This is a genomic window from Acinetobacter sp. CIP 64.2, from assembly GCF_000369645.1.
Taxonomy (GTDB): Bacteria; Pseudomonadota; Gammaproteobacteria; order Pseudomonadales; family Moraxellaceae; genus Acinetobacter.
On record NZ_KB850121.1, the window covers coordinates 804,873 to 824,398 of the forward strand.

Annotated in this window: 15 protein-coding genes; 6 read left to right on the forward strand and 9 right to left on the reverse strand. The window is 41.3% G+C overall.

What is annotated here, in order from left to right; all coding sequences use genetic code 11:
• Positions 1-30: 30 nt before the first annotated feature.
• The gene (gene lpxO, locus F895_RS12565; RefSeq protein WP_005240120.1) at positions 31-945 is read right to left on the reverse strand and encodes a lipid A hydroxylase LpxO; all 915 of its coding nucleotides are present in this window, start codon (positions 943-945) and stop codon (positions 31-33) included.
• 394 nt (positions 946-1,339) lie between these two features.
• Here lpxO and fadB point away from each other — a divergent pair, with 394 nt between their 5' ends.
• Together fadB and fadA are read left to right on the forward strand one after the other, a co-directional pair.
• Positions 1,340-3,493 (forward strand): fatty acid oxidation complex subunit alpha FadB, encoded by a 2,154-nt coding sequence (gene fadB / locus F895_RS12560; RefSeq protein WP_005240121.1) that lies wholly within the window; start codon positions 1,340-1,342, stop codon positions 3,491-3,493.
• A 12-nt stretch (positions 3,494-3,505) separates the two neighbouring features.
• Positions 3,506-4,678 carry an acetyl-CoA C-acyltransferase FadA gene (gene fadA, locus F895_RS12555; protein WP_005240124.1) on the forward strand — a complete coding sequence of 391 codons (1,173 nt, stop codon included), beginning with the start codon at positions 3,506-3,508 and terminating at the stop codon, positions 4,676-4,678.
• A 63-nt stretch (positions 4,679-4,741) separates the two neighbouring features.
• Here fadA and F895_RS12550 read toward each other — a convergent pair whose 3' ends face one another.
• The 3 genes from F895_RS12550 to F895_RS12540 all read right to left on the reverse strand — a co-directional run bounded on the left by F895_RS12550 (position 4,742) and on the right by F895_RS12540 (position 8,174).
• Entirely contained in the window at positions 4,742-5,248 is a 507-nt protein-coding gene (locus F895_RS12550; RefSeq protein WP_005240126.1) for a hypothetical protein, read from the reverse strand.
• 315 nt (positions 5,249-5,563) lie between these two features.
• Positions 5,564-7,369: an ABC transporter ATP-binding protein gene (locus F895_RS12545; RefSeq protein WP_005240127.1), complete on the reverse strand. Its 1,806-nt coding sequence runs from the start codon at positions 7,367-7,369 to the stop codon at positions 5,564-5,566.
• Positions 7,370-7,424: 55 nt separating this feature from the next.
• Positions 7,425-8,174, reverse strand: coding sequence for a hypothetical protein (locus F895_RS12540; protein WP_005240129.1), 750 nt, complete (start codon positions 8,172-8,174; stop codon positions 7,425-7,427).
• A gap of 176 nt (positions 8,175-8,350) precedes the next feature.
• Between F895_RS12540 and F895_RS12535 the strand changes: the two genes are divergently transcribed.
• The 4 genes from F895_RS12535 (at position 8,351) to F895_RS12520 (ending at position 13,433) form a co-directional block, all read left to right on the forward strand.
• On the forward strand, positions 8,351-9,046 hold the full coding sequence (locus F895_RS12535) for a DsbA family oxidoreductase (protein WP_005240131.1): 696 nt from the start codon (positions 8,351-8,353) through the stop codon (positions 9,044-9,046).
• 591 nt (positions 9,047-9,637) lie between these two features.
• Positions 9,638-11,056, forward strand: coding sequence for a hypothetical protein (locus tag F895_RS12530; RefSeq protein WP_005240133.1), 1,419 nt, complete (start codon positions 9,638-9,640; stop codon positions 11,054-11,056).
• Between the two features lie 226 nt (positions 11,057-11,282).
• Positions 11,283-12,404 carry a hypothetical protein gene (locus F895_RS12525; RefSeq protein ID WP_005240134.1) on the forward strand — a complete coding sequence of 374 codons (1,122 nt, stop codon included), beginning with the start codon at positions 11,283-11,285 and terminating at the stop codon, positions 12,402-12,404.
• Between the two features lie 132 nt (positions 12,405-12,536).
• Positions 12,537-13,433 (forward strand): hypothetical protein, encoded by an 897-nt coding sequence (locus F895_RS12520; RefSeq protein ID WP_005240136.1) that lies wholly within the window; start codon positions 12,537-12,539, stop codon positions 13,431-13,433.
• 90 nt (positions 13,434-13,523) lie between these two features.
• Here the strand turns inward: F895_RS12520 and htpG are convergent, their stop codons facing one another.
• The 5 genes from htpG to F895_RS12495 all read right to left on the reverse strand — a co-directional run bounded on the left by htpG (position 13,524) and on the right by F895_RS12495 (position 19,455).
• Entirely contained in the window at positions 13,524-15,443 is a 1,920-nt protein-coding gene (gene htpG / locus F895_RS12515) for a molecular chaperone HtpG (RefSeq protein ID WP_005240139.1), read from the reverse strand.
• A 114-nt stretch (positions 15,444-15,557) separates the two neighbouring features.
• Positions 15,558-15,908 (reverse strand): lysozyme inhibitor LprI family protein, encoded by a 351-nt coding sequence (locus F895_RS12510; RefSeq protein ID WP_005240146.1) that lies wholly within the window; start codon positions 15,906-15,908, stop codon positions 15,558-15,560.
• Positions 15,909-16,045: 137 nt separating this feature from the next.
• Positions 16,046-16,630, reverse strand: coding sequence for an OmpW/AlkL family protein (locus F895_RS12505; protein ID WP_005240149.1), 585 nt, complete (start codon positions 16,628-16,630; stop codon positions 16,046-16,048).
• Positions 16,631-17,036: 406 nt separating this feature from the next.
• A complete protein-coding gene (locus tag F895_RS12500) occupies positions 17,037-18,458 on the reverse strand; it encodes a Na+/H+ antiporter family protein (RefSeq protein WP_005240151.1) in 1,422 nt (473 codons plus the stop codon).
• A 121-nt stretch (positions 18,459-18,579) separates the two neighbouring features.
• Entirely contained in the window at positions 18,580-19,455 is an 876-nt protein-coding gene (locus F895_RS12495; protein ID WP_005240153.1) for an alpha/beta fold hydrolase, read from the reverse strand.
• Positions 19,456-19,526: the final 71 nt, after the last annotated feature.

Consider the following 19,526-nt stretch of genomic DNA (forward strand, 5'->3'; position numbering starts at 1 on the left):
CGCCCTTACGGGCGTTGATTTTATCCAGACTTAAAAGACATAAGGACGAATAAAAATAAGGAAGAAGAGACCCAGCATAATGAACCATTTCAAGAAGTAGTATAGTGAGCGGTTCGATGCTTTTAATGCTTTTGCCTTGATCCGAATCTGATAGACATAACCAAAAGCTTTATTTAAACCACCTGTCTGGTCGCCTGCTTCATTGGGTGAACTTGCCGCAGTCATGACTTTTTTACCAAACCAGTGATTAAACTTTTCCATAAAACGGGTTTTTAATGGACGTTCAACATCGGCAAAGAAGATGATACGGTTTTGGTCAGTGGTATTTTCCGCATAGTGAATATAGGTTTCATCAAACACCACACTCTCACCATCACGCCAAGAATAACGCTCGCCATCAACATCAATAAAACAGCGATCATCATTCGGAGTGATTAAACCTAAGTGATAACGCAATGAACCTGCGTAAGGGTCACGGTGACGCACCAAACGGCTGTCTGGTGCCAGTTCCGTAAACATCGCAGCTTTGATCGTTGGTAAAGTCTTCAATAAAGCAGTCGTTTTTGGGCAAAGCTCAGCTGCAGATGGATGCGCAGAGTCATACCACTTCAAATAGAAACGTTTCCAGCCTGTTTTAAAGAAAGAGTTAAAGCCCAAGTCATCATAAGTACTTGAGGCCTTAATCCCCCCTTTATCATACAGCGCTTTGGCTTCATCACGAATCATTTCCCAGTTTTCATCCAGAACTTTTAAGTCCTGAAAATGCTGGGTGTCGATATACGGTTGATTCGGCACTTTGGAAAACATGTACATTAAAAAATTAATCGGTGCGAGAATCGTCGAATGGTCAAAAAACTGACGATAAAACGAATGCTTTACTTTACCACGGCGCTGAATATACAACGCAGATATGATAAAAATCGCTAATATGATCCACTTAATCATAGATTACTCTATCTTCTTAGCTGAAAACCAAATGCCAATTTGATAACCAAATGTCAAAATCGCACACAAAAATAAGCCTGCTATTCTAACAAACTTGTCGACTTAAATACCAATTTAGGTTACCTAAATCGGACAAAGCACCTTGCAAATTCCTGATCACAATCAAGGAGTAAACACTCTATTTCGCACAAAAAATTTATTTTTATTCATGATTTAGCAATTCAAATCCCAGCTTACAATAAATTGATGACCCTAGCGTCACGGCTTGATACAACTTGTTATGTCCTTTTTGGATATAGTTATCGTAAGATTAGCGAAGCATTTTTTGTGTGCATCACTGTACATACGCTTTATGACATCAACTCAGAATCCTCCACAACAAGGGAGATCAGGCATGATCCACGCTGGCAATGCCATTACCGTCCAAATGCTTGCGGACGGAATTGCAGAATTCCGCTTTGACTTACAAGGTGAGTCGGTCAATAAATTTAACCGCGCAACCATCGAAGACTTCCAAGCAGCAATTGCTGCAGTAAAAGCCAATAAAGAGATTAAAGGCTTAGTTGTTACCTCTGGCAAATCAACTTTTATCGTTGGTGCTGATATCACTGAGTTTGGCGATAACTTCGCTGCGGGTGAGCAAGCGATCGTTGATTGGCTTATGCCTGTACATGAAATCTTCAACAGTTTTGAAGACTTAGATCTACCTAAAGTTGCTGCAATCAATGGTACAGCGCTCGGTGGCGGTTTTGAAATGTGCTTGGTTTGTGACTACCGCGTGATGTCAGAACAAGCACAAGTCGGTTTACCAGAAATCAAATTGGGGATCTATCCTGGTTTTGGTGGTAGTGTACGTTTAAGCCGTTTAATCGGTATCGACAATGCCGTTGAATGGATGGCAATGGCGAACCCGAAAAAACCAGCTGCTGCGCTAAAAGACGGTGCTGTAGATGCGGTTGTTGCTGCTGACAAATTACTAGAAGCTGCTGTTGATCTGGTTAAACAAGCACTTGCTGGCCGTTTGAACTGGAAAGCCAAGCGTCAAGAAAAATTAGATGCAATCAAATTGAACCCGCTTGAACAAATGATGGCGTTCAATACGGCAAAAGGTGCGGTACTTGCAAAAGCAAATCCTGCGCAATACCCTGCCCCAAAACTATTGCTTGATTCATTACAAGCAGGTGCGAACTCAACTCGTGATGACGCATTAAAAGCTGAAGCTCAAGGTTTTGCCAAAGCAGCGATTACCCCACAAGCAGGCGCATTGATTGGTTTATTCATCAATGACCAAGTGGTGAAGAAAACTGCGAAAAAATATGAGAAAGGTGCTCACCCTGTTAACCAAGCGGCTGTATTAGGTGCGGGTATCATGGGTGGTGGTATTGCTTACCAAGCGGCAAGCAAAGGCACACCAATCATCATGAAAGACATTGGTAACCCGCAACTTGCACTCGGTATGCAAGAAGCAAATAACTTGCTGACCAAGCAAGTTGAGCGCAAGAAAATGAAACCTGCGCAAATGGGTGAAACACTGGCTCGCATTCGTCCGACTTTAAGCTATGACGAGTTTAAAGAAGTGGATATCGTGATCGAAGCTGTGACTGAAAATCCAAAAGTAAAAGAAATCGTACTTGCTGACACTGAAAAGCATGTTCGTGAAAATACGATCATTGCATCTAATACCTCTACGATTTCAATTACCCGTTTAGCGAAAGCATTACAACGTCCTGAAAACTTTGTAGGTATGCACTTCTTTAACCCAGTACACATGATGCCACTGGTTGAAGTGATTCGTGGTGAAAAGACGTCAGAAGAAGCAATCGCAACAACTGTAGTGCTCGCTCAAAAAATGGGTAAAACACCAATCGTTGTTAACGACTGCCCAGGCTTCTTGGTGAACCGTGTATTGTTCCCTTACTTTGGTGCATTCGACCTTCTTGTGAAAGATGGTGCGGATTTCCAACAAGTAGACAATGTGATGGCGAAATTCGGCTGGCCAATGGGCCCTGCATACTTGATCGACGTTGTGGGTATCGATACAGGTGTTCATGGCGCAGAAGTGATGGCAGAAGGTTTCCCTGACCGTATGAAGCCAGACTACAAAGGTTCGATCGAAGCAATGTATGAAGCCAAACGTCTGGGTCAAAAGAATGACGTTGGTTTCTACAAATACGTGTTAGACAAGAAAGGTAAGAAAACGAAAACTGTTGATCCAACAGCATACGAAATCATTGCACCTTTCGTGACTGGTGAAAAACGTGAGTTTGATAGCCAGGAAATCATTGACCGTATGATGCTGGCTTTCTGTAACGAAACCGTTCGTTGCTTGGAAGACAAGATCGTAGCAACTGCTGCAGAAGCAGATATGGCGATGATTATGGGTGTTGGTTTCCCTCCATTCCGCGGTGGTCCATGCCGTTACATCGACCAAACAGGTGTTGCTGAATACGTTGCGCTTTGCGACAAATATGCACACTTAGGTAAGGCTTATGAAGCGCCACAAATGTTGCGTGACATGGCTGCTAACAACACAAAATTCTACGGTTAAGGAGCGACGTGAATGGCTACTTTAAATCCACGTGACGTTGTGATTGTTGATGGCGTTCGTTCTGCCATGGGCAAATCACGTAACGGTATGTTCCGCAATGTACGTGCCGACAGTTTATCTGCTGAATTAGTACGTGCACTTGTTGCTCGTAACCCGTTTGATACCAATGAAGTTGAAGACGTAATCTGGGGCTGTGTCAACCAAACTTTAGAGCAAGGTATGAACATTGCTCGTAACATTGGTTTATTGGCTGATATTCCTAAAACTGCTGGTGGCCAAACGGTAAACCGTTTATGTGGTTCTTCTATGCAAGCCATCCACACGGCTGCTGCACAGATTGCGACCAATCAAGGTGATGTGTTCATCATCGGTGGTGTAGAGCACATGGGCCACGTAGGTATGATGCATGGCATCGACCTGAACCCAGAAGCATCTAAGCACTATGCCAAAGCATCGAACATGATGGGCTTAACCGCTGAAATGTTAGGTCGTATGAATGGCATTTCTCGTGAAGAGCAGGATGCATTCGGTGTTGAATCTCACCGTCGTGCGTGGGCTGCAACTCAAGAAGGTCGTTTCAAAAACGAAATCGTCGGTGTTGAAGGCCACGATGCCAATGGCTTCAAAATCCTTTGCGACATCGACGAAGTGATTCGTCCTGATGCTAACCTTGAAGCATTCAAAGCATTGAAACCAGTGTTTGATCCTAAAGGTGGTTCAGTCACAGCAGCAACGTCTTCTGCGCTTTCTGACGGCGCATCTGCAATGTTGCTTATGTCTGCTGAACGTGCTCAAGCATTGGGTTTAAAACCACGTGCCGTGATTCGTTCAATGGCCATTGCAGGTTGTGATGCGGCGATCATGGGTTATGGTCCAGTACCAGCAACTCAAAAAGCGCTGAAACGTGCTGGTTTAACGATGGCGGATATCCAGACTATCGAATTAAACGAAGCATTTGCTGCTCAAGGCTTATCAGTGATGAAAGGCTTAGGCGTTTATGACAAGCAAGACATCATCAACTTGAATGGTGGTGCGATTGCATTGGGTCACCCATTGGGCTGTTCAGGTGCACGTATCACAACAACCTTGTTGAACGTGATGGAACAACAAGATACACAAATTGGTCTTGCGACCATGTGTATCGGCCTTGGTCAAGGTATCGCGACTATTATCGAACGTGTTTAATCAACACTGAGATAGAAAAATCCCCGCTAAATGCGGGGATTTTTATTTATTCAATCAGCTAATTTAATAAGGCTGTTTAAAGCCTCTTAGCCCATCTTGAATTTGCTGTTGCAAGCGCAAAATATCATCGGTATTCAACTTAATCGTACCATTACGAATCCCATCAATATTATTTCGATTGATATTCAAAGGTTCCAGCATTTTAAAAACGCCATTAGTTGGGTCAGATGACTGTAAACCCGAAGCAACCGCTAAAATATATTGCTGCAAAATCGGAGAATATTGGGTCAGATCTGGCTGTGCTGCCACTGGCTGATAGTTGACAATCAGTGGACTTTCACTCACGCCTGCATTCTGCATATCATTATTGAGCTTATAAACATAATGCTGCAGTGACTGACGAACCTGCTTGTCTTCTTGAAAGGGAACAAACCCCACCTCTTCACGTAATTCAGATTCAGCCATGACCCGAATGGTCGGCAATGAGGCCACCTCATCATTGGCATGAACTACCGGCAAGCCCATAAAAACCAGTGCAGTTGTCAGCACAGATCGTTTTAGAAAATTCATCTCTTGCTCCAAACATCCCTCATCCATAAGAACATCATGAGTTAAATAAAAGCATCTATAGAATAGGCTACAGCAAACTTAAATTTGATTCAGTAGAGGTCGGATAAACGGTAAATATCACTCAACTTTATGTCCTATCTCAAGCAATCTTGTCTATAAAATTTTTTAAATCGTGAAAACACGGGTACTTAGAGAAAATCAAAAGCCTCTGAAATTCATAGGGATTCATATTGTTTTATTTCCAGTTTCCAAGCTGCTGACAAGATTTTTGCTCGGTCTTCAGTTCAACGTTAGGCCAAATAAGATGAAGCATTGCTAACTATGGGTTTCCTCTTCATCATCGCCTTCAAAGGTTTTAGAAATCTTTTCGATATTTAAGCTCTTGGCCATCGCGTCAAAGATATCCTTATAGACGCCTTGTTGCTGATACAGCTGATGATGCTCGCCATGTTCCACGATCCTGCCATCCTGCATCACATAGGTATAATCGGCATCAATAATCTGTGACAGGCTATGTGAAATAATAATCACCGTCCGCCCCTGCTTAATTTCATCCAGACTATGCTTGATCTGTTCAGTGGCAATCGCATCCAGACTAGCCGTAGGTTCATCCAGAAAAATAATCGGCGGATTTTTCAGGAACATGCGGGCAATCGCAATACGCTGTTGTTGCCCACCTGAGAGCAATAAGGCATCAGATTGATAGGCCTGCGGTAGTTTAAGAATCTGCTCGTGAATCGAAGCTTTTTTCGCAGCAAGGATAATCTCATCCTGTGTGGCATTCATCTTGCCATAACGGATATTTTCCTCAATCGTGCCCTGAAAAATATGATTTTTTTGTAGGACGAGGCCAATATGATCACGCAAATATTGAGTATCAATCTCTGTTAATGACGTTCCATTTAGTAGAATTTCTCCGGACTGCGGTAAATAGAATTTATCCAGTAGGCTAATCAACGTCGATTTACCTGCGCCAGATAAACCCACCAATGCTGTGATCTTATTCGGCTGAATGGTCAGGTTAATATCTTTCAATGCATGAAAACCATTGGGATAGAAAAAATTAAGCTCCTTTAATTCAAACTTGCCTGTCAATGGCTGTGGTTTAAGCTGGCCAGAAGTTTCTATTTCATCCTCTGCTTCCAGAATCTTGAAAAAGCTTTCTGCATAAATCATTGCATCATTGACTTCATCATAGATTCGATGCAGAGAGCGAATCGGGGCGGAAACATTATTAAAGAGCAAGATATGAAACATGATCATGCCAATGCTCATATCACCGACCAGAACAAAATAGGCCGTTAGAATGATAATAAACACCACGCCAATCTGTTCAATAAAGGTTTTGAGTCCATCAAACAGAAAACTCAGCTGACGCGTCCGCATCTGATCATCAGTCAGCTGTTTTTGTAAGGTCAGTTGCTTTTCAGCTTCAATTTGCTCTCGGTTAAATGACTTAATCACCGTAATCGACTGAATGATACTTAAAGTCCCCTGACTTTTACGCTCCCGGCCATCACGTAAATTACGGCGTGTACCACTGAGTTTCTGTGCCTGTTTAAAGGTAATCCAGAAATAAATCGGCACAATACTCAAAGCCACCAATCCTATCCAGAAGTTGGCATAGAACATCAGACACAGGGCAATAATGGCACTACTAAACAAAGGAAAAATATCGATAAAGAAGATTTGCACCAGTCGGGTAATCGAACCTATGCCGCGATCAATCCGGGTTTGTAATTTCCCTGCCTGATTGTCATCTTGGGTAAAGAAGGCCAGACGATATTGTAGAAACTTCACAATAATTGACTGTGCCACATCTTGTGAAATCAAAATGCGTAATTTCTCGCCAAAAAACTTTTGTCCGAACTGAATAAAAATATTCAGCACTTCTTTACTCAATAAAATCACGCTGATGGTGATCAAAATATGCAATCCAGCAGTCAAACCCTGTCCAGACTCAACCACAGCATTGATCTGATCTACCGCATATTGCAAGGTCAGCGCATTGACCTGTGCCGTTAAGGCGCCAATCAAGGTCAGCACTAATGTGACTGCAACCAGCCACTTATAAGGCAATACAAAAGGTCTAACTTTAAGAAACAATTGCCATAAATTCATATTTGAATCTTCTACCTGTGTTCTGAGTACACTCTGTGGACTTGGTCAATTGGTATTACAATTCTTCGTCTAATACCTCAGCATTATTTTGTTTAATTTTCTCCATCTTGGCATTCAGCTTTAACACATCTTGATAGAGCCCATTGAATTTTTTCACTTGAGCGGTCTCTCGGAACAAAATGGTTTTATCTTTTCTCTGCCACGGATATTGCTTCAACATATCAAACATGGCCTGTGCTTTTTCCATAATCTGCTGTTCAATCGGGAAGATATCATGAGCTTTGTCTGCCTTCAGGTTATGCTCCAGTTTGGCTTGCAGTGAGGCTCTCATTTCATTGTGAATCGCCAAACTTTTTGCTTGCTGCATTGAATGCATCTGAATCTGTTGTCGTGCTTGTTCATATTCAGCAGATGCTTTACGCACCGCCACAAACATTTGCTCAGTGTCTTTATAGCCCTGTTTGCGGTCTTGGTCTAAGCGTTCAACATCTAAAAAAGTATCCCAATGGGCGGCTTTCAGTTCACGTAAATAACGATTACGCGCTTCTACATTCTGCATCCAATAGTTCAACAGAAACTCAGACATCAATTTATAGTCGCCAGATAAACGCTTATCATGGATATCCAGTTGTACAGGCGTTGACCAGTCTTGCGCCTGATCATAAAGTTCGCGCATTTTCTCGGACATTACCACCTCAAACATCTGCTGATTATTGATGGCACGTTGTTTTAGGGTATGTTGATAAAAGAAGAATGAACCGATACCAAGCACGACAATTGTAAGAAAAATTAAAAAACGGCGCATACAGCCTCCAAGTTTCATTATATTTTTTATGTTGTTTAGCCAGTTTAATCCATAAAACACATGCAGTTATAGCCCTTTTTATTTCATTTCTCGTAACGGAGCATTACATATTCATCGCTTTAAATTCATGAGCTTCGCCCCTATTATCTGATTAAGTAAAATTGAAGAGAGCTGCTATGCGTGTAGATATTTGGTCAGATGTGGTCTGTCCATTTTGTTATATCGGTAAAAAACGTCTTGAACATGTTGCTGAAGAAGCTGGTATTGAGCTGGATATTCACTGGCATAGTTTTGAGTTAGATCCCAATGCGCCAGCAAAACATGAAACCTCAAACACTGAACGTTTAGCGCAGAAATACGGTCGTAGTTATGCCGAGATGGAAGAAATGGAGCGTAATGTTGCAGCCATGGCAGCCGCCGAAGGCATCGATTTCCAGTGGCAGAAAGCCAATTCAGGTAATAGTTTTAATGCACACCGTATTATTCATCTTGCCCAAAGCAAAGGCTTAGGCAATGAAGCAGAAGAAGCCTTCTTCCATGCGTATATGACTGAAGGACTCGCGATTGGTGAACGTGAAGTGGTTGAAGAAATTGCCTCACGTATTGGCTTAGACAATGCTGAAGTTGAGTATGTACTGGATTCGGATGAACTGGCAGATTTTGTACGCCATGATGAACAAATCGCCCATGAACAGCTAAAAGTCACTGGGGTTCCTTTCTTTGTCTTTGATCAAAAACTAGCACTCTCTGGTGCACAACCCCGCGAGATTTTCTTGCAAGCATTACAGCAGGCACAATCTGCGGCTACAGAAGAGATTGAACAAACAGATGCCCCACAATGCAACGATGATCAATGCGAAATTAAATCTTAATTTCAACTGATCACAAAAAACCGCTTCTATGTACATCTCGAAGCGGTTTTTTTAATACCTACAGTCTAAGATTTCTTTTTCTTTCAGTCGTTTATCTTTAAAAAAGCACCGTCTATCGGCTGTTATCAAGATTTCCCACAAAGTCGATTTTTATTTGCTGAGCTTTTCACCAATAGATATGTGAAAGTGATCACAACTCACCCAAAAATTTATAGATAAATTTCGATCTTATGATCTGCTAATCCGATTCATTCTTTTAAAATGTTTTTATTTTCAAAGACAAACCATGATGAATATCTCGATTTAGTATATGCAAAGGAAAATTTTGACTAACTTGACCGCTATAGATTTTGTCTCTTTTTCTTCTATAATCGTCATAAAGTGACAATCTTTTGTGATGAAAATACAAGCTTTAAATCCTGGATCTACTCTGATTATCAAACACCGAGAGCTATGGATTAGAGCAGTTTTCACACCCGTAAAACAGCATACTTTGCCCACTATAATTGATTACAAACGATTCCGATTGCTGTCACTTTTCCGTATTTATGATTTAAAACAGGCTCAAGCCTATCTCTAAGGAAACAATCGATGGACGTATTAGAGAAAGCACTCTTGGTTGATGAGCTCAAGACCCTCGTCGACGGGCTGAATGATGATAAAACATCACTTTTTGAAATTGCCAAATCAAAACAACGTATCAAAGATATCTGCGCATCTTGCGACGATCCAACCTTCCAGGATCAACTCAGCCCATTCAAAGAGTTTATTCTCAATGAAGAGTTTTCGGCTGACGACTTAGCTGAATATGGCTATGCCATGACCTATCGTGGTACCTATAATTTTATGGGTCGTGTAGAAAACGCCTTGTTTGCTTCAGCGGATATGGGCTGGGCGGCATTACGTCAAGGACAGCACTGGCAAGTCTGGGTCATTCGCCCTGCCTTGTCCTTCCTGAAAAGTCCTTGGTTGAGCAAGTCACAAGATGCGCTGCAATGGCTACAAAAACATGCCAGTGAATATGTGAAAACTGACCATGAATTGCAAAATCTGATTCCTGTTTTAGAGGCAGTTCAAGCAGAAGAGATTCAGCACTCAAATAAAGATAGCTTCTCCCTGATTAAACAGCAAAGCAAAAACTTTCAGTCACAGCTGGATGCGATTATTCAAGAAAAAATTCAGCCCGCAGCAGTGACACCATCGACGCAGCCGACACCCCGTGTAAAACCTGGATTTAGGCAAGGCACTCTTCCTTCAGCCAACTTGAATAAAGCCCAACCATTGGCTTTAAATGATTTTAGTCTGGATGGTTTACTATGCCGATTGGAACGCGTAGATGCGCGCACTTTCCCGTCACTGTATCGGGTCGATCTGCATAACGAGATTGATCAAAATATTAAAATCGACTGGCTCTATCTCAAAGCCGAAAATGAAGCACAGCCACTTTGGGGCTCAGCACAAATTTTTATTGCTGAGCAACTCTATGCACAGGGGCAATTTTCCCATTATGTTGTTTTAGTGGGCACGCACAGTGTTGAATATGCAACCACTGTTTTACAGGCTTATACCGATCAACGTCACACCAGAACCAGTTCAATTCACCAGACCGGTTGGACTAACTTTAAACGACACTATCACCAGCATGAAAGCTTATTTAATGAATGCATCATGAATGGCACTTTAGTTTGGCAACGTGATCAACGCGTGTATCCCTATATTCCTGCCTCGTTTATCAATACACAAAAATTTATTCCTTTTGAAGAAACCGCTGCAACCTTTTTCACGCCTGTGATTTTACTCAGAGAACGTCAAAAAATTCGCGTGATTCATGGCTTAGAACGGGTCAAGCTCTCTAACGAAGATCAAGCTTATCCCTATTTATTGTTAGATCGTGCCGATGGTTATACCTGGCAACTGATTCGGCAAGTCATCAGCCATTTGCCGCAACCGATTTCTGTCCATGATCTATATCAGGCCTTGGAAAATAGTACGGTCGCAAAATCACCTTAAATTAGGCATAGTCACTTCAGCGCTTTAATATTCAAGATTAAAGTCTGGCTCAAGGATGAGCAGATGCCTTCGATAAACCGAGTGATGTTCAATCTTATCTATTGGACTAAATGCTTATGATGTCTCGCATTTTGTAGGACTAAATTGCTGTTTTTTGTGTCTAATACTTGATTTTATTAACCTAATCATCAAAAGTTAATATAAGAACAATAGATAAGCCTTAATTATGAATAATTTACAGCAAATAGTACCATCGCGTATCTTTTTTGCTTTGCTGACACTATCGATCGGATCTTTAAGTGTTGCAAATGCAGAAACCCATTCTGAATCTCAAAACTTGCAACCAAGTAATGCAAAAAACTCAGAAAATGCATTGGACTATATCCCGCGCTGGGTAGACGCTACGCCAACCATATTTCCAGAGCAGTCAGACCAGCCTACAGTTCCTCCAACGGCTGAAACTGAAGACAAGACTTGGTTTGACAAAAAACAACGTCATATCCGTGAATGGGCAGACCATACCTCAATCAAGATTGATGATTGGTTCGGCGATGTAGATCCCGAAAATCCAGCCTCCGCCACCATTCGCGTCATGCTAGACAATTATTGGAATCAATACGATAACTATGAAATTAAACCCCGTATTCGCGGTAAAATTAAGTTACCGACTTTAGAAAAAAGATTCAGTGTCGTGTTTGGTGATGATTCTCTAGACGATGAGTTTAAAAACAATGTTGCCAATACCAATAATCAGCCGAATCAAGATCCAGGTAAAAAATTTGACTCTAAACAAACTCGGGACAGTAATGGCTCATTGGCATTACGTTGGTCGAATTTCTCGAAAAAGCTTCCCTTTGAGACCGATGCTGATATTGGTATCCGTTCAGGCAGCGATATTTATTTACGTTTAAGAGCAGAAAAACACTGGGATTTACGTAATGATTTTCGCTTTAATGCCGAACAGATTTATCGTTATGGCAGTCGAAGTGAAAACTATTTAAGAACTAATTTAGAGTTGATTCACGCACGTCCAAATCAGCCTTTTTTATCTAATCAGTTCAGCTTAACCTATGCAGATAAACAGGATGATGATCTGTTGTGGGATAACCGTCTTTTTCGTCAACACCAATTCTTTGCCCATAATAATTTTAATTATGGACTCTATACTGGCGGCTACTACAATAAAAACGAGTTACGCCTGAATAGCTGGGGGCCGTTTGTGTCTTGGCGGCAACCATTGTGGCGTGAATGGTTCTATGTACAGGGTGACCTTAATTATTTTAATGATCATCGTGAGGATCGTAGCCATTTTGTCAGTACCTTTGTGCGGCTTGAAACCTTATTTTAGTACTTGATCAACAAGTTTAACCAAGACCCAATCGTATCTGCGATTGGGTCTTTTCAAAAATATTGACTGTGTCAATAAATGGTTAAGCTTAAACTGCTATGCTTATTTTCTTTTATTTTTCTTCACCATAACATGTATCAACGATACGCTTTAGTAGTGTTTGTTTTGATTGTAGGCAATCTCTGTCTCGGTTATTTAATGACACCCCTATTTCCAATGTTATTCCCATGGAGCAGGCATATCACGCGCTTGCCCGTTTCGTTGTTACATCAACAAGCTTGGCACACTTCCAAGCAGCTTGTTCGCACCCATCCATTGATTTGTGAGACGCAAACTGAAACAAGCTCTGATCAAGACTATAATACCCAACTGAGTCATGAATTGATGGTAGTCTTTGGCGATGATTCCTTGGCACAGCGTGCGCAACAGCCGCAAGTCGTGAAAAAGCTTGGTAAAATGACTAAACATAAGGTACATCACAATATCATTCGCCCCAATCCACTCAGTGCCAGCTGGAGTACCATCTCAAGTTGGTTGCCCTTTAACAATGACCTTGATTTGGGTTCGAATTCCGATACCGATATTTATGTGCAATTCCTTGCCAAGAAGCAATGGGTTCTGCATTCAGGGCTCAATCTGGATACAGCACAAATCTTTCGTTACGGTTCCACCAGTAAGAATTATGCAGAAACCAATTTCAATCTAACTCAGAAATTACAACAACAAAGTCTACTCTCAACGCAATTCAACCTGTCTAAAACACAGGATGAGGACTATATCTGGCGCAACCGTACCTTTCAGAACTTACACTTTTTATCCAAAGACAATCTCAGCTATGGCATTGTGAGTGAAGGTGATTATGAAAAGAAAGAACTTCGGGTTAACCAATGGGGACCTTATTTTTCCTGGAAAAGACCGATTTGGCGTAATTGGCTCTATATGCAAAATGATCTGAATTATTTCAATGTGCCTGCGGATAAACAGGACAATCATTTCAGCTATCAAATGCGCTTTGAAGCGAACTTTTGAGGATAATATCAACAACACTGTGGATAACTTCCTAGTTATCCATACCCATAAAAAAACCTCTGCCGAAGCAGAGGTCCTTGAGCAAACTGCTTATTTCAATAACAAACTATTAATCCGTTTTACATATGCTGCAGGATCCTCGGGTAATCCCCCTTCAGCAATCACTGCCTGATCAAAGATCACATTAGCCAGATCATCAAACTGCGCTGAGTTTTCCAGTTTTTTCACCAACGGATGTTCAGGATTAATTTCTAATGTCGGTTTAATTTCTGGCACTGCTTGGCCTGCTTGTTTGAGCATGCGAATCAGCTGTGGAGAAAGCTCACCTTCACTGGTGACGAGACATGCTGGTGAATCTACCAGACGCGTAGTCACCCGTACCTCTTTGGTTTTGTCTTTCAATGAGCTACTTAAACGATCAACTACAGGTTTGAACTGTTCTGCGGCCTGTTCTAAAGCCTTTTTCTCTTCAGCATCTTGCAGATCGCCCAGATCAACTGCGCCTTTAGACACGTTCTGTAATGGCGTACCATCGAACTCAAACACAAAGTTCATAGCCCACTCATCCACACGGTCTGCCATGAGTAAGACTTCAATGCCTTTTTTCTTGAACACTTCCAGTTGTGGCGAGTTTTTCGCAGCGCTTAAACTATCTGCAGTTACATAATAGATGGCTTTCTGCCCTTCTTTCATACGTGCTTTATAGTCCGCAAAAGAAGTACTGATCTCATCATTATTCGAAGTCGCATAACGCAATAATTTGAGGATACGCTCACGGTTACCTGTGTCTTCACCCAAACCTTCTTTCAAGACTGAACCAAATTCGCTATAGAAGGTTTTGAATTTCGCTTGGTCTTTCTCATCTTCCGATTTAGCCAAACCATCAATTAAAGTCAATACACGGCGTGCATTGCCTTCACGAATGGTTTTCACATCACGGCTTTCCTGCAACAATTCTCGGCTCACATTCAGTGGTAAATCAGCACTATCCACTACACCTTGAACAAAACGTAAATAGTTTGGAATCAGATTATCCGCTTCATCCAAAATAAATACACGTTTCACGTACAGCTTAATGCCCGCCTTCGCTTCACGGGTAAACAAATCCTGTTTGGCCTGACTTGGAATATACAATAATTGCGTATATTCGGTGCTGCCCTCAACGCGGTTATGTGCCCAAGCCAACGGTTCTGCAAAATCATGACTCAAATTTTTATAGAACTCGATGTATTGTTCATCGGTGATTTCGCTCTTGCTGCGTGTCCAGAGTGCACTGGCAGAGTTAATGGCTTCCCAGTCATCGGTCTTGACCATTTGGCCGCTTTTAGGCTCTTCACCTTCAGCAACCTCTTCCTCTTGCCAGACTTCTTTTTGCATTTCGATAGGCAAGCTGATGTGGTCTGAATACTTGTTGATGATTTGTTTAACTTTCCAAGATTCTAAATAATCCAGTGCATCATCACGTAAATGCAGGATGATATCGGTACCACGCGTAGCTTTATCAATTTGCTGAACTTCGAATTCGCCAGTGCCACCACTGATCCAGCGTACACCATCGGCTACATCCAAACCTGCACGACGTGATTCAACTGTAATTTTATCGGCAACAATAAAACCTGAATAGAAACCGACCCCAAACTGACCGATTAACTGCGCATCTGATTTTTGGTCACCTGTCAGCTTAGACATGAAGTCTTTGGTCCCTGATTTTGCAATGGTACCCAAGTTATCAATCGCTTCTTGCTGGCTTAGACCAATCCCATTATCAGAAATGGTTAAGGTTTTATGCTCTTTATCTAGCATTACACGGACGCGTAAGTCCGGATTATTTTCATAATATTCAGGATGATTAATCCCCTCGAAACGCAGCTTATCGCAGGCATCTGAAGCATTGGAAATCAATTCACGTAAGAAAATTTCAGGGTTGGAATACAGTGAATGCGTCACTAAATGTAATAACTGAGCAACTTCAGCTTGGAAACTATAATTTTGAGCCACTTGTTCACTCATAAATCACTCCTTATACGGGCTTATATCTTTGGAATGATTTATGAATGGTGTATATCTTGGATTTTTCAATCCTTGATTGTTATTTTTCAGGTAAAAATCGCACAAAAAGCACAATTAGAAAGGTCCTTGGCTCAAGACCCGTGTTTGTAAAAGCTGATCAAGCTGCTGTTGTCTCTGTGCATAAGCACGACGAAGGCACGGTGCATTGGCACCACAGGAATTACGTTGTTTCAACCATCGCAACTGCTGATCTTTTTCTGCATCACGCCCACCCATTGGGAGGACACGCAATACAATTTGATAGGTAGTTGCCAATTTAACATCAGCATCATTTAAACCACGATCATTACAGATCTGTTGTTCAGCTTTTAATTTTGCTGCCTTACAGGAATAACTTGCTGCCTGCGCATGGGACACAAGTAGCAGCGGCAAGCACAGCAATATCGGTGTTACTAATCTTTTCATTATAAATGGCTCATTTCTATTTGTGATCATTTTTCAGCATACAAAACTCTCTGTGTAGCGCCTGTATCTGTTTTATATGGGAATTGCAAAAATCAAAAAGCCTCACTAGGTGAGGCTTTTAAAAACGCTACTTCAGCTTAGAACTTGTAGCTATAACCTAAGGTATACACAACTGGGTTAAGGTCCAGGTCAAATTTAGTTCCATCCACCAGTTTAACTTCCGGGCTTAAATCTGCATAACGCACATCCACATACACGCCCCAGTTTTTCGCATCGGCTGGCTGGAAATTAAAACCAAGCTGACCTGCAAAACCAAATGTTTCTTTTACGTCTTTTGCTACACCCTTTTCATTCCACGGAATGAAAGCCGTACCACCAATACCGATATAAGGGGTGAAACGTGTTGAGTTTTTAAAATTATACTTGGCCGTAATGGTAGGTGGTAATTGGCTAACACTTGCAACTTTCTCACCATTTAAGAGCACATCATGATGAATTGGATTTGCTAATAATAATTCAGCAGAAAATGGTGTATCAGCAAAGAAATATTCGATCGATGGTGTAAATGCAAACTCATGATCGCCTTTTACCGTTGCGCCAGGTGCAATTGTTGTATCCCCTGTCGGATCAATTAAACTTGCACCCACTTTAACTTGAAAGCCCCCTGCAAATGCAGTTGAAGATAACCCCAATAATGCAACAACCAATGCTTTCTTTAACATTAAAACAACCTCTTTAACAATTTATGTTCTTGTTCAACATAATAAACACGTGTTTTTACATTATGCAATAGTTATTAATTCCAACCATTTAAATCTATTTTGTAATGCATTGAATATTAATAAAATATAATTGTTAAAATATGTAATAATTATTAATACCGACTATTTAAGTCTACTTAAACCACTATAAAACCTAGTATTTTCATCAGATTTAAATAAAATAACATCACAATTAAAAAATAAATTTAGTAGGATTTAAAAATATATTTACATAAAACTTAATATTAAATCCACATTATAAAAATAGATTAAAAAAGAGACAAAAAATGTCATTTACTGATCTTTTTTAGATTTTAAAATTTAATTAAATTCAGCAAAAAAAATGGCTCTTAATGAGCCATTTTTATTATAAAACCATCGCAGCAATCCAACCAAAAATAAGCAATGGGATATTAAAGTGTATAAAAGTCGGCACAACAGTATCCCAAATGTGATCATGTTGACCATCTACACCTAAACCAGCCGTTGGCCCCAAAGTCGAATCTGATGCAGGTGAGCCTGCATCACCTAAAGCCGCAGCCGTTCCAATTAAAGCAATGGTCGCCAACGGTGAAAAACCAAACTGTACGCACAAAGGTACATAAATCACGGCCAGCACAGGTACACTTGAGAACGATGAACCAATGCCAATGGTGACAAATAAGCCAATAAACAGCATGAGAAATGCCGCCAAAGCATGGTTATCACCAATGATATGCACCACCCCATTGACCAGATGGGTAACATCGCCTGTATGCGTCATCACTGAAGCAAAACCTGCTGCAGAAATCATGATGAAGCCGACCAGAGCCATCATGCGCATCCCTTGTACAAACACATCATCCGCATCTTGCCATTTAAAAATACCGGATGCTGACAACACCGCAAAACCGACTAGGCCACCCAGAATCATTGAACCTGAGTACAACTGTGCGACCAAGGTTAAGCCAATTGCAAGCACAGCCATAAACATGGTTTTTTTGGAAATATACGGGACATTTTCAGCTTCTTGTTTAAGCTCTTCTGCATCCGCTTTTAGGTCATATTCTTGTTGTTCCGTTGCTCTGAGTGGTTTGTCCAGATCAATGCTTTTGACTGTGTTAATGGTACGATCTACATAAATACGAGGCTTACGATAACTCACAAACACAGCGACCAGCGTCCCAAGCACCATACCTAAAACAGGAATTGCCATGCCGATTGGCATCATGCCTCGCTCAACATGCAGACCATAGGCAGCCCCTATTTTATTGATATTGCCCATCAGAATCTGTTCAAGGAAAATTGCACCAAACCCCACAGGTAGGAAAATATAAGTTCCGACTAAACCCAGAGTCATGACACAGGCTGCCGCACGTCGATCCAGCTTTAAATGGTTCATCACTTTCAGTAAAGGGGGAACCAAGACTGGAATAAAGGCAATATGCACAGGAATCAAGTTCTGAGAGAAAATCGCAGCAATCAGCAAAATCGTTAATAATAGATATTTCACCTTTCTTTGCTGATTTTTACCTGCTTCCATCCCCAATAAACCAATCAGTTTATGCGCCAGTAAATCAGGTAAACCAGACTTGGACAGTGCCAAGGCAAATGCGCCTAACACGGCATAAGCCAAGGCAACTTCAGCGCCATCACCTAAGCCCGCATTAAATGCTTCTACGGTTTGGGAAAGACTTAGACCTGCGACCAAGCCGCCAATAATGGCTGAAATCACTAATGTGAGAACAACAGAAACGCGTGCCAGTGACAAAATAAACATCACGGCAATCGCAATTACGACAGCATTCATGAACAATTTTAGGAGCAAAGAAAAGGCGACATTCTAGCAGATTCATAATCATGAAGCTGAAAATATCGCCGAATTGTAACGCATCTCAAGTGATTTTTAGCTTAATTATTCTACGAAAGCCTTAAGCTGCTTGGCGTTGCACGAATTGATGGATCAGTTCAGCAATTTTTTCTGGTTGGCTCAGTACTGCCCAGTGATTGGCATCAAGCTCAACATATTCAAATTGTTCCACCCATTTTGGCATCGATTCGGTAATGTACTCTGGACTAACAAAGGCATCACGCTGTAATACAATCGCTTGTACAGGACATTGTGCATAACGTTGGCGAGGCTGAGTTAAAGAAGGAATAAAGTTGGCACGGTACAGATTAATGCCATATTTCCCATCTGCAACAATATTGGCATTCAATGGCAAATCTTTCTTCTTTTCCAATCCGCTTAAAATCTTGCCCCATTTCTCTGGACTGAAGAAGGTCCATACTGTTGGTGCAACCAAAGGCAGATGGAAAGCTCCGATATACCAAGATTTAGTCAGCATTTTCAATACATTGCTCGGTGCTGATTTAAATTTCTCACGTAGATATAAAGACGCATGATCCAAACAAGGGCCTGAAATCGTCGTATAAGACAACAAACGGCCTTTTAATTTTGGCTCAGTTGCCGATTCCCACGACTGTAGAGAACCCCAGTCATGCGCAGCCAAATGGAAATTTCGGTTGGGTAGGACTTGATCCACCACTTCTTGTAAATCCAAAGACAGGCGTGGCAAACGATAATCCTTAATCCGTTTTGGAATTGAGGAAAGCCCTGCCCCTCGGACATCGTAAGTCACCACATAATAATCATTTAGCAATTTCTCAATTATGGGTTCCCAAACTTCCTGATTGTCTGGATAGCCATGGACTAAAACCAAAGCTGTTTTTTTCTCATCACCCCATGTTTTCACACAAAGCGTTTGCTGATCCGAGGTCGTCACTGTTTTTACTTGTGCTTGCATAATTGTTTCCCATTTTGTTTTCTATCGGCTTGCTCATCAACAGCCATTGCCAGCGATGCAATAAAAATGAT

Bases quoted from the DNA above. Each gene is read 5' to 3' on its own strand.
- lpxO (WP_005240120.1), bottom strand. From the start codon at position 945: ATGATTAAGTGGATCATATTAGCGATTTTTATCATATCTGCGTTGTAT.
- fadB (WP_005240121.1), top strand. From the start codon at position 1,340: ATGATCCACGCTGGCAATGCCATTACCGTCCAAATGCTTGCGGACGGA.
- fadA (WP_005240124.1), top strand. From the start codon at position 3,506: ATGGCTACTTTAAATCCACGTGACGTTGTGATTGTTGATGGCGTTCGT.
- F895_RS12550 (WP_005240126.1), bottom strand. From the start codon at position 5,248: ATGAATTTTCTAAAACGATCTGTGCTGACAACTGCACTGGTTTTTATG.
- F895_RS12545 (WP_005240127.1), bottom strand. From the start codon at position 7,369: ATGAATTTATGGCAATTGTTTCTTAAAGTTAGACCTTTTGTATTGCCT.
- F895_RS12540 (WP_005240129.1), bottom strand. From the start codon at position 8,174: ATGCGCCGTTTTTTAATTTTTCTTACAATTGTCGTGCTTGGTATCGGT.
- F895_RS12535 (WP_005240131.1), top strand. From the start codon at position 8,351: ATGCGTGTAGATATTTGGTCAGATGTGGTCTGTCCATTTTGTTATATC.
- F895_RS12530 (WP_005240133.1), top strand. From the start codon at position 9,638: ATGGACGTATTAGAGAAAGCACTCTTGGTTGATGAGCTCAAGACCCTC.
- F895_RS12525 (WP_005240134.1), top strand. From the start codon at position 11,283: ATGAATAATTTACAGCAAATAGTACCATCGCGTATCTTTTTTGCTTTG.
- F895_RS12520 (WP_005240136.1), top strand. From the start codon at position 12,537: ATGTATCAACGATACGCTTTAGTAGTGTTTGTTTTGATTGTAGGCAAT.
- htpG (WP_005240139.1), bottom strand. From the start codon at position 15,443: ATGAGTGAACAAGTGGCTCAAAATTATAGTTTCCAAGCTGAAGTTGCT.
- F895_RS12510 (WP_005240146.1), bottom strand. From the start codon at position 15,908: ATGAAAAGATTAGTAACACCGATATTGCTGTGCTTGCCGCTGCTACTT.
- F895_RS12505 (WP_005240149.1), bottom strand. From the start codon at position 16,630: ATGTTAAAGAAAGCATTGGTTGTTGCATTATTGGGGTTATCTTCAACT.
- F895_RS12500 (WP_005240151.1), bottom strand. From the start codon at position 18,458: ATGAATGCTGTCGTAATTGCGATTGCCGTGATGTTTATTTTGTCACTG.
- F895_RS12495 (WP_005240153.1), bottom strand. From the start codon at position 19,455: ATGCAAGCACAAGTAAAAACAGTGACGACCTCGGATCAGCAAACGCTT.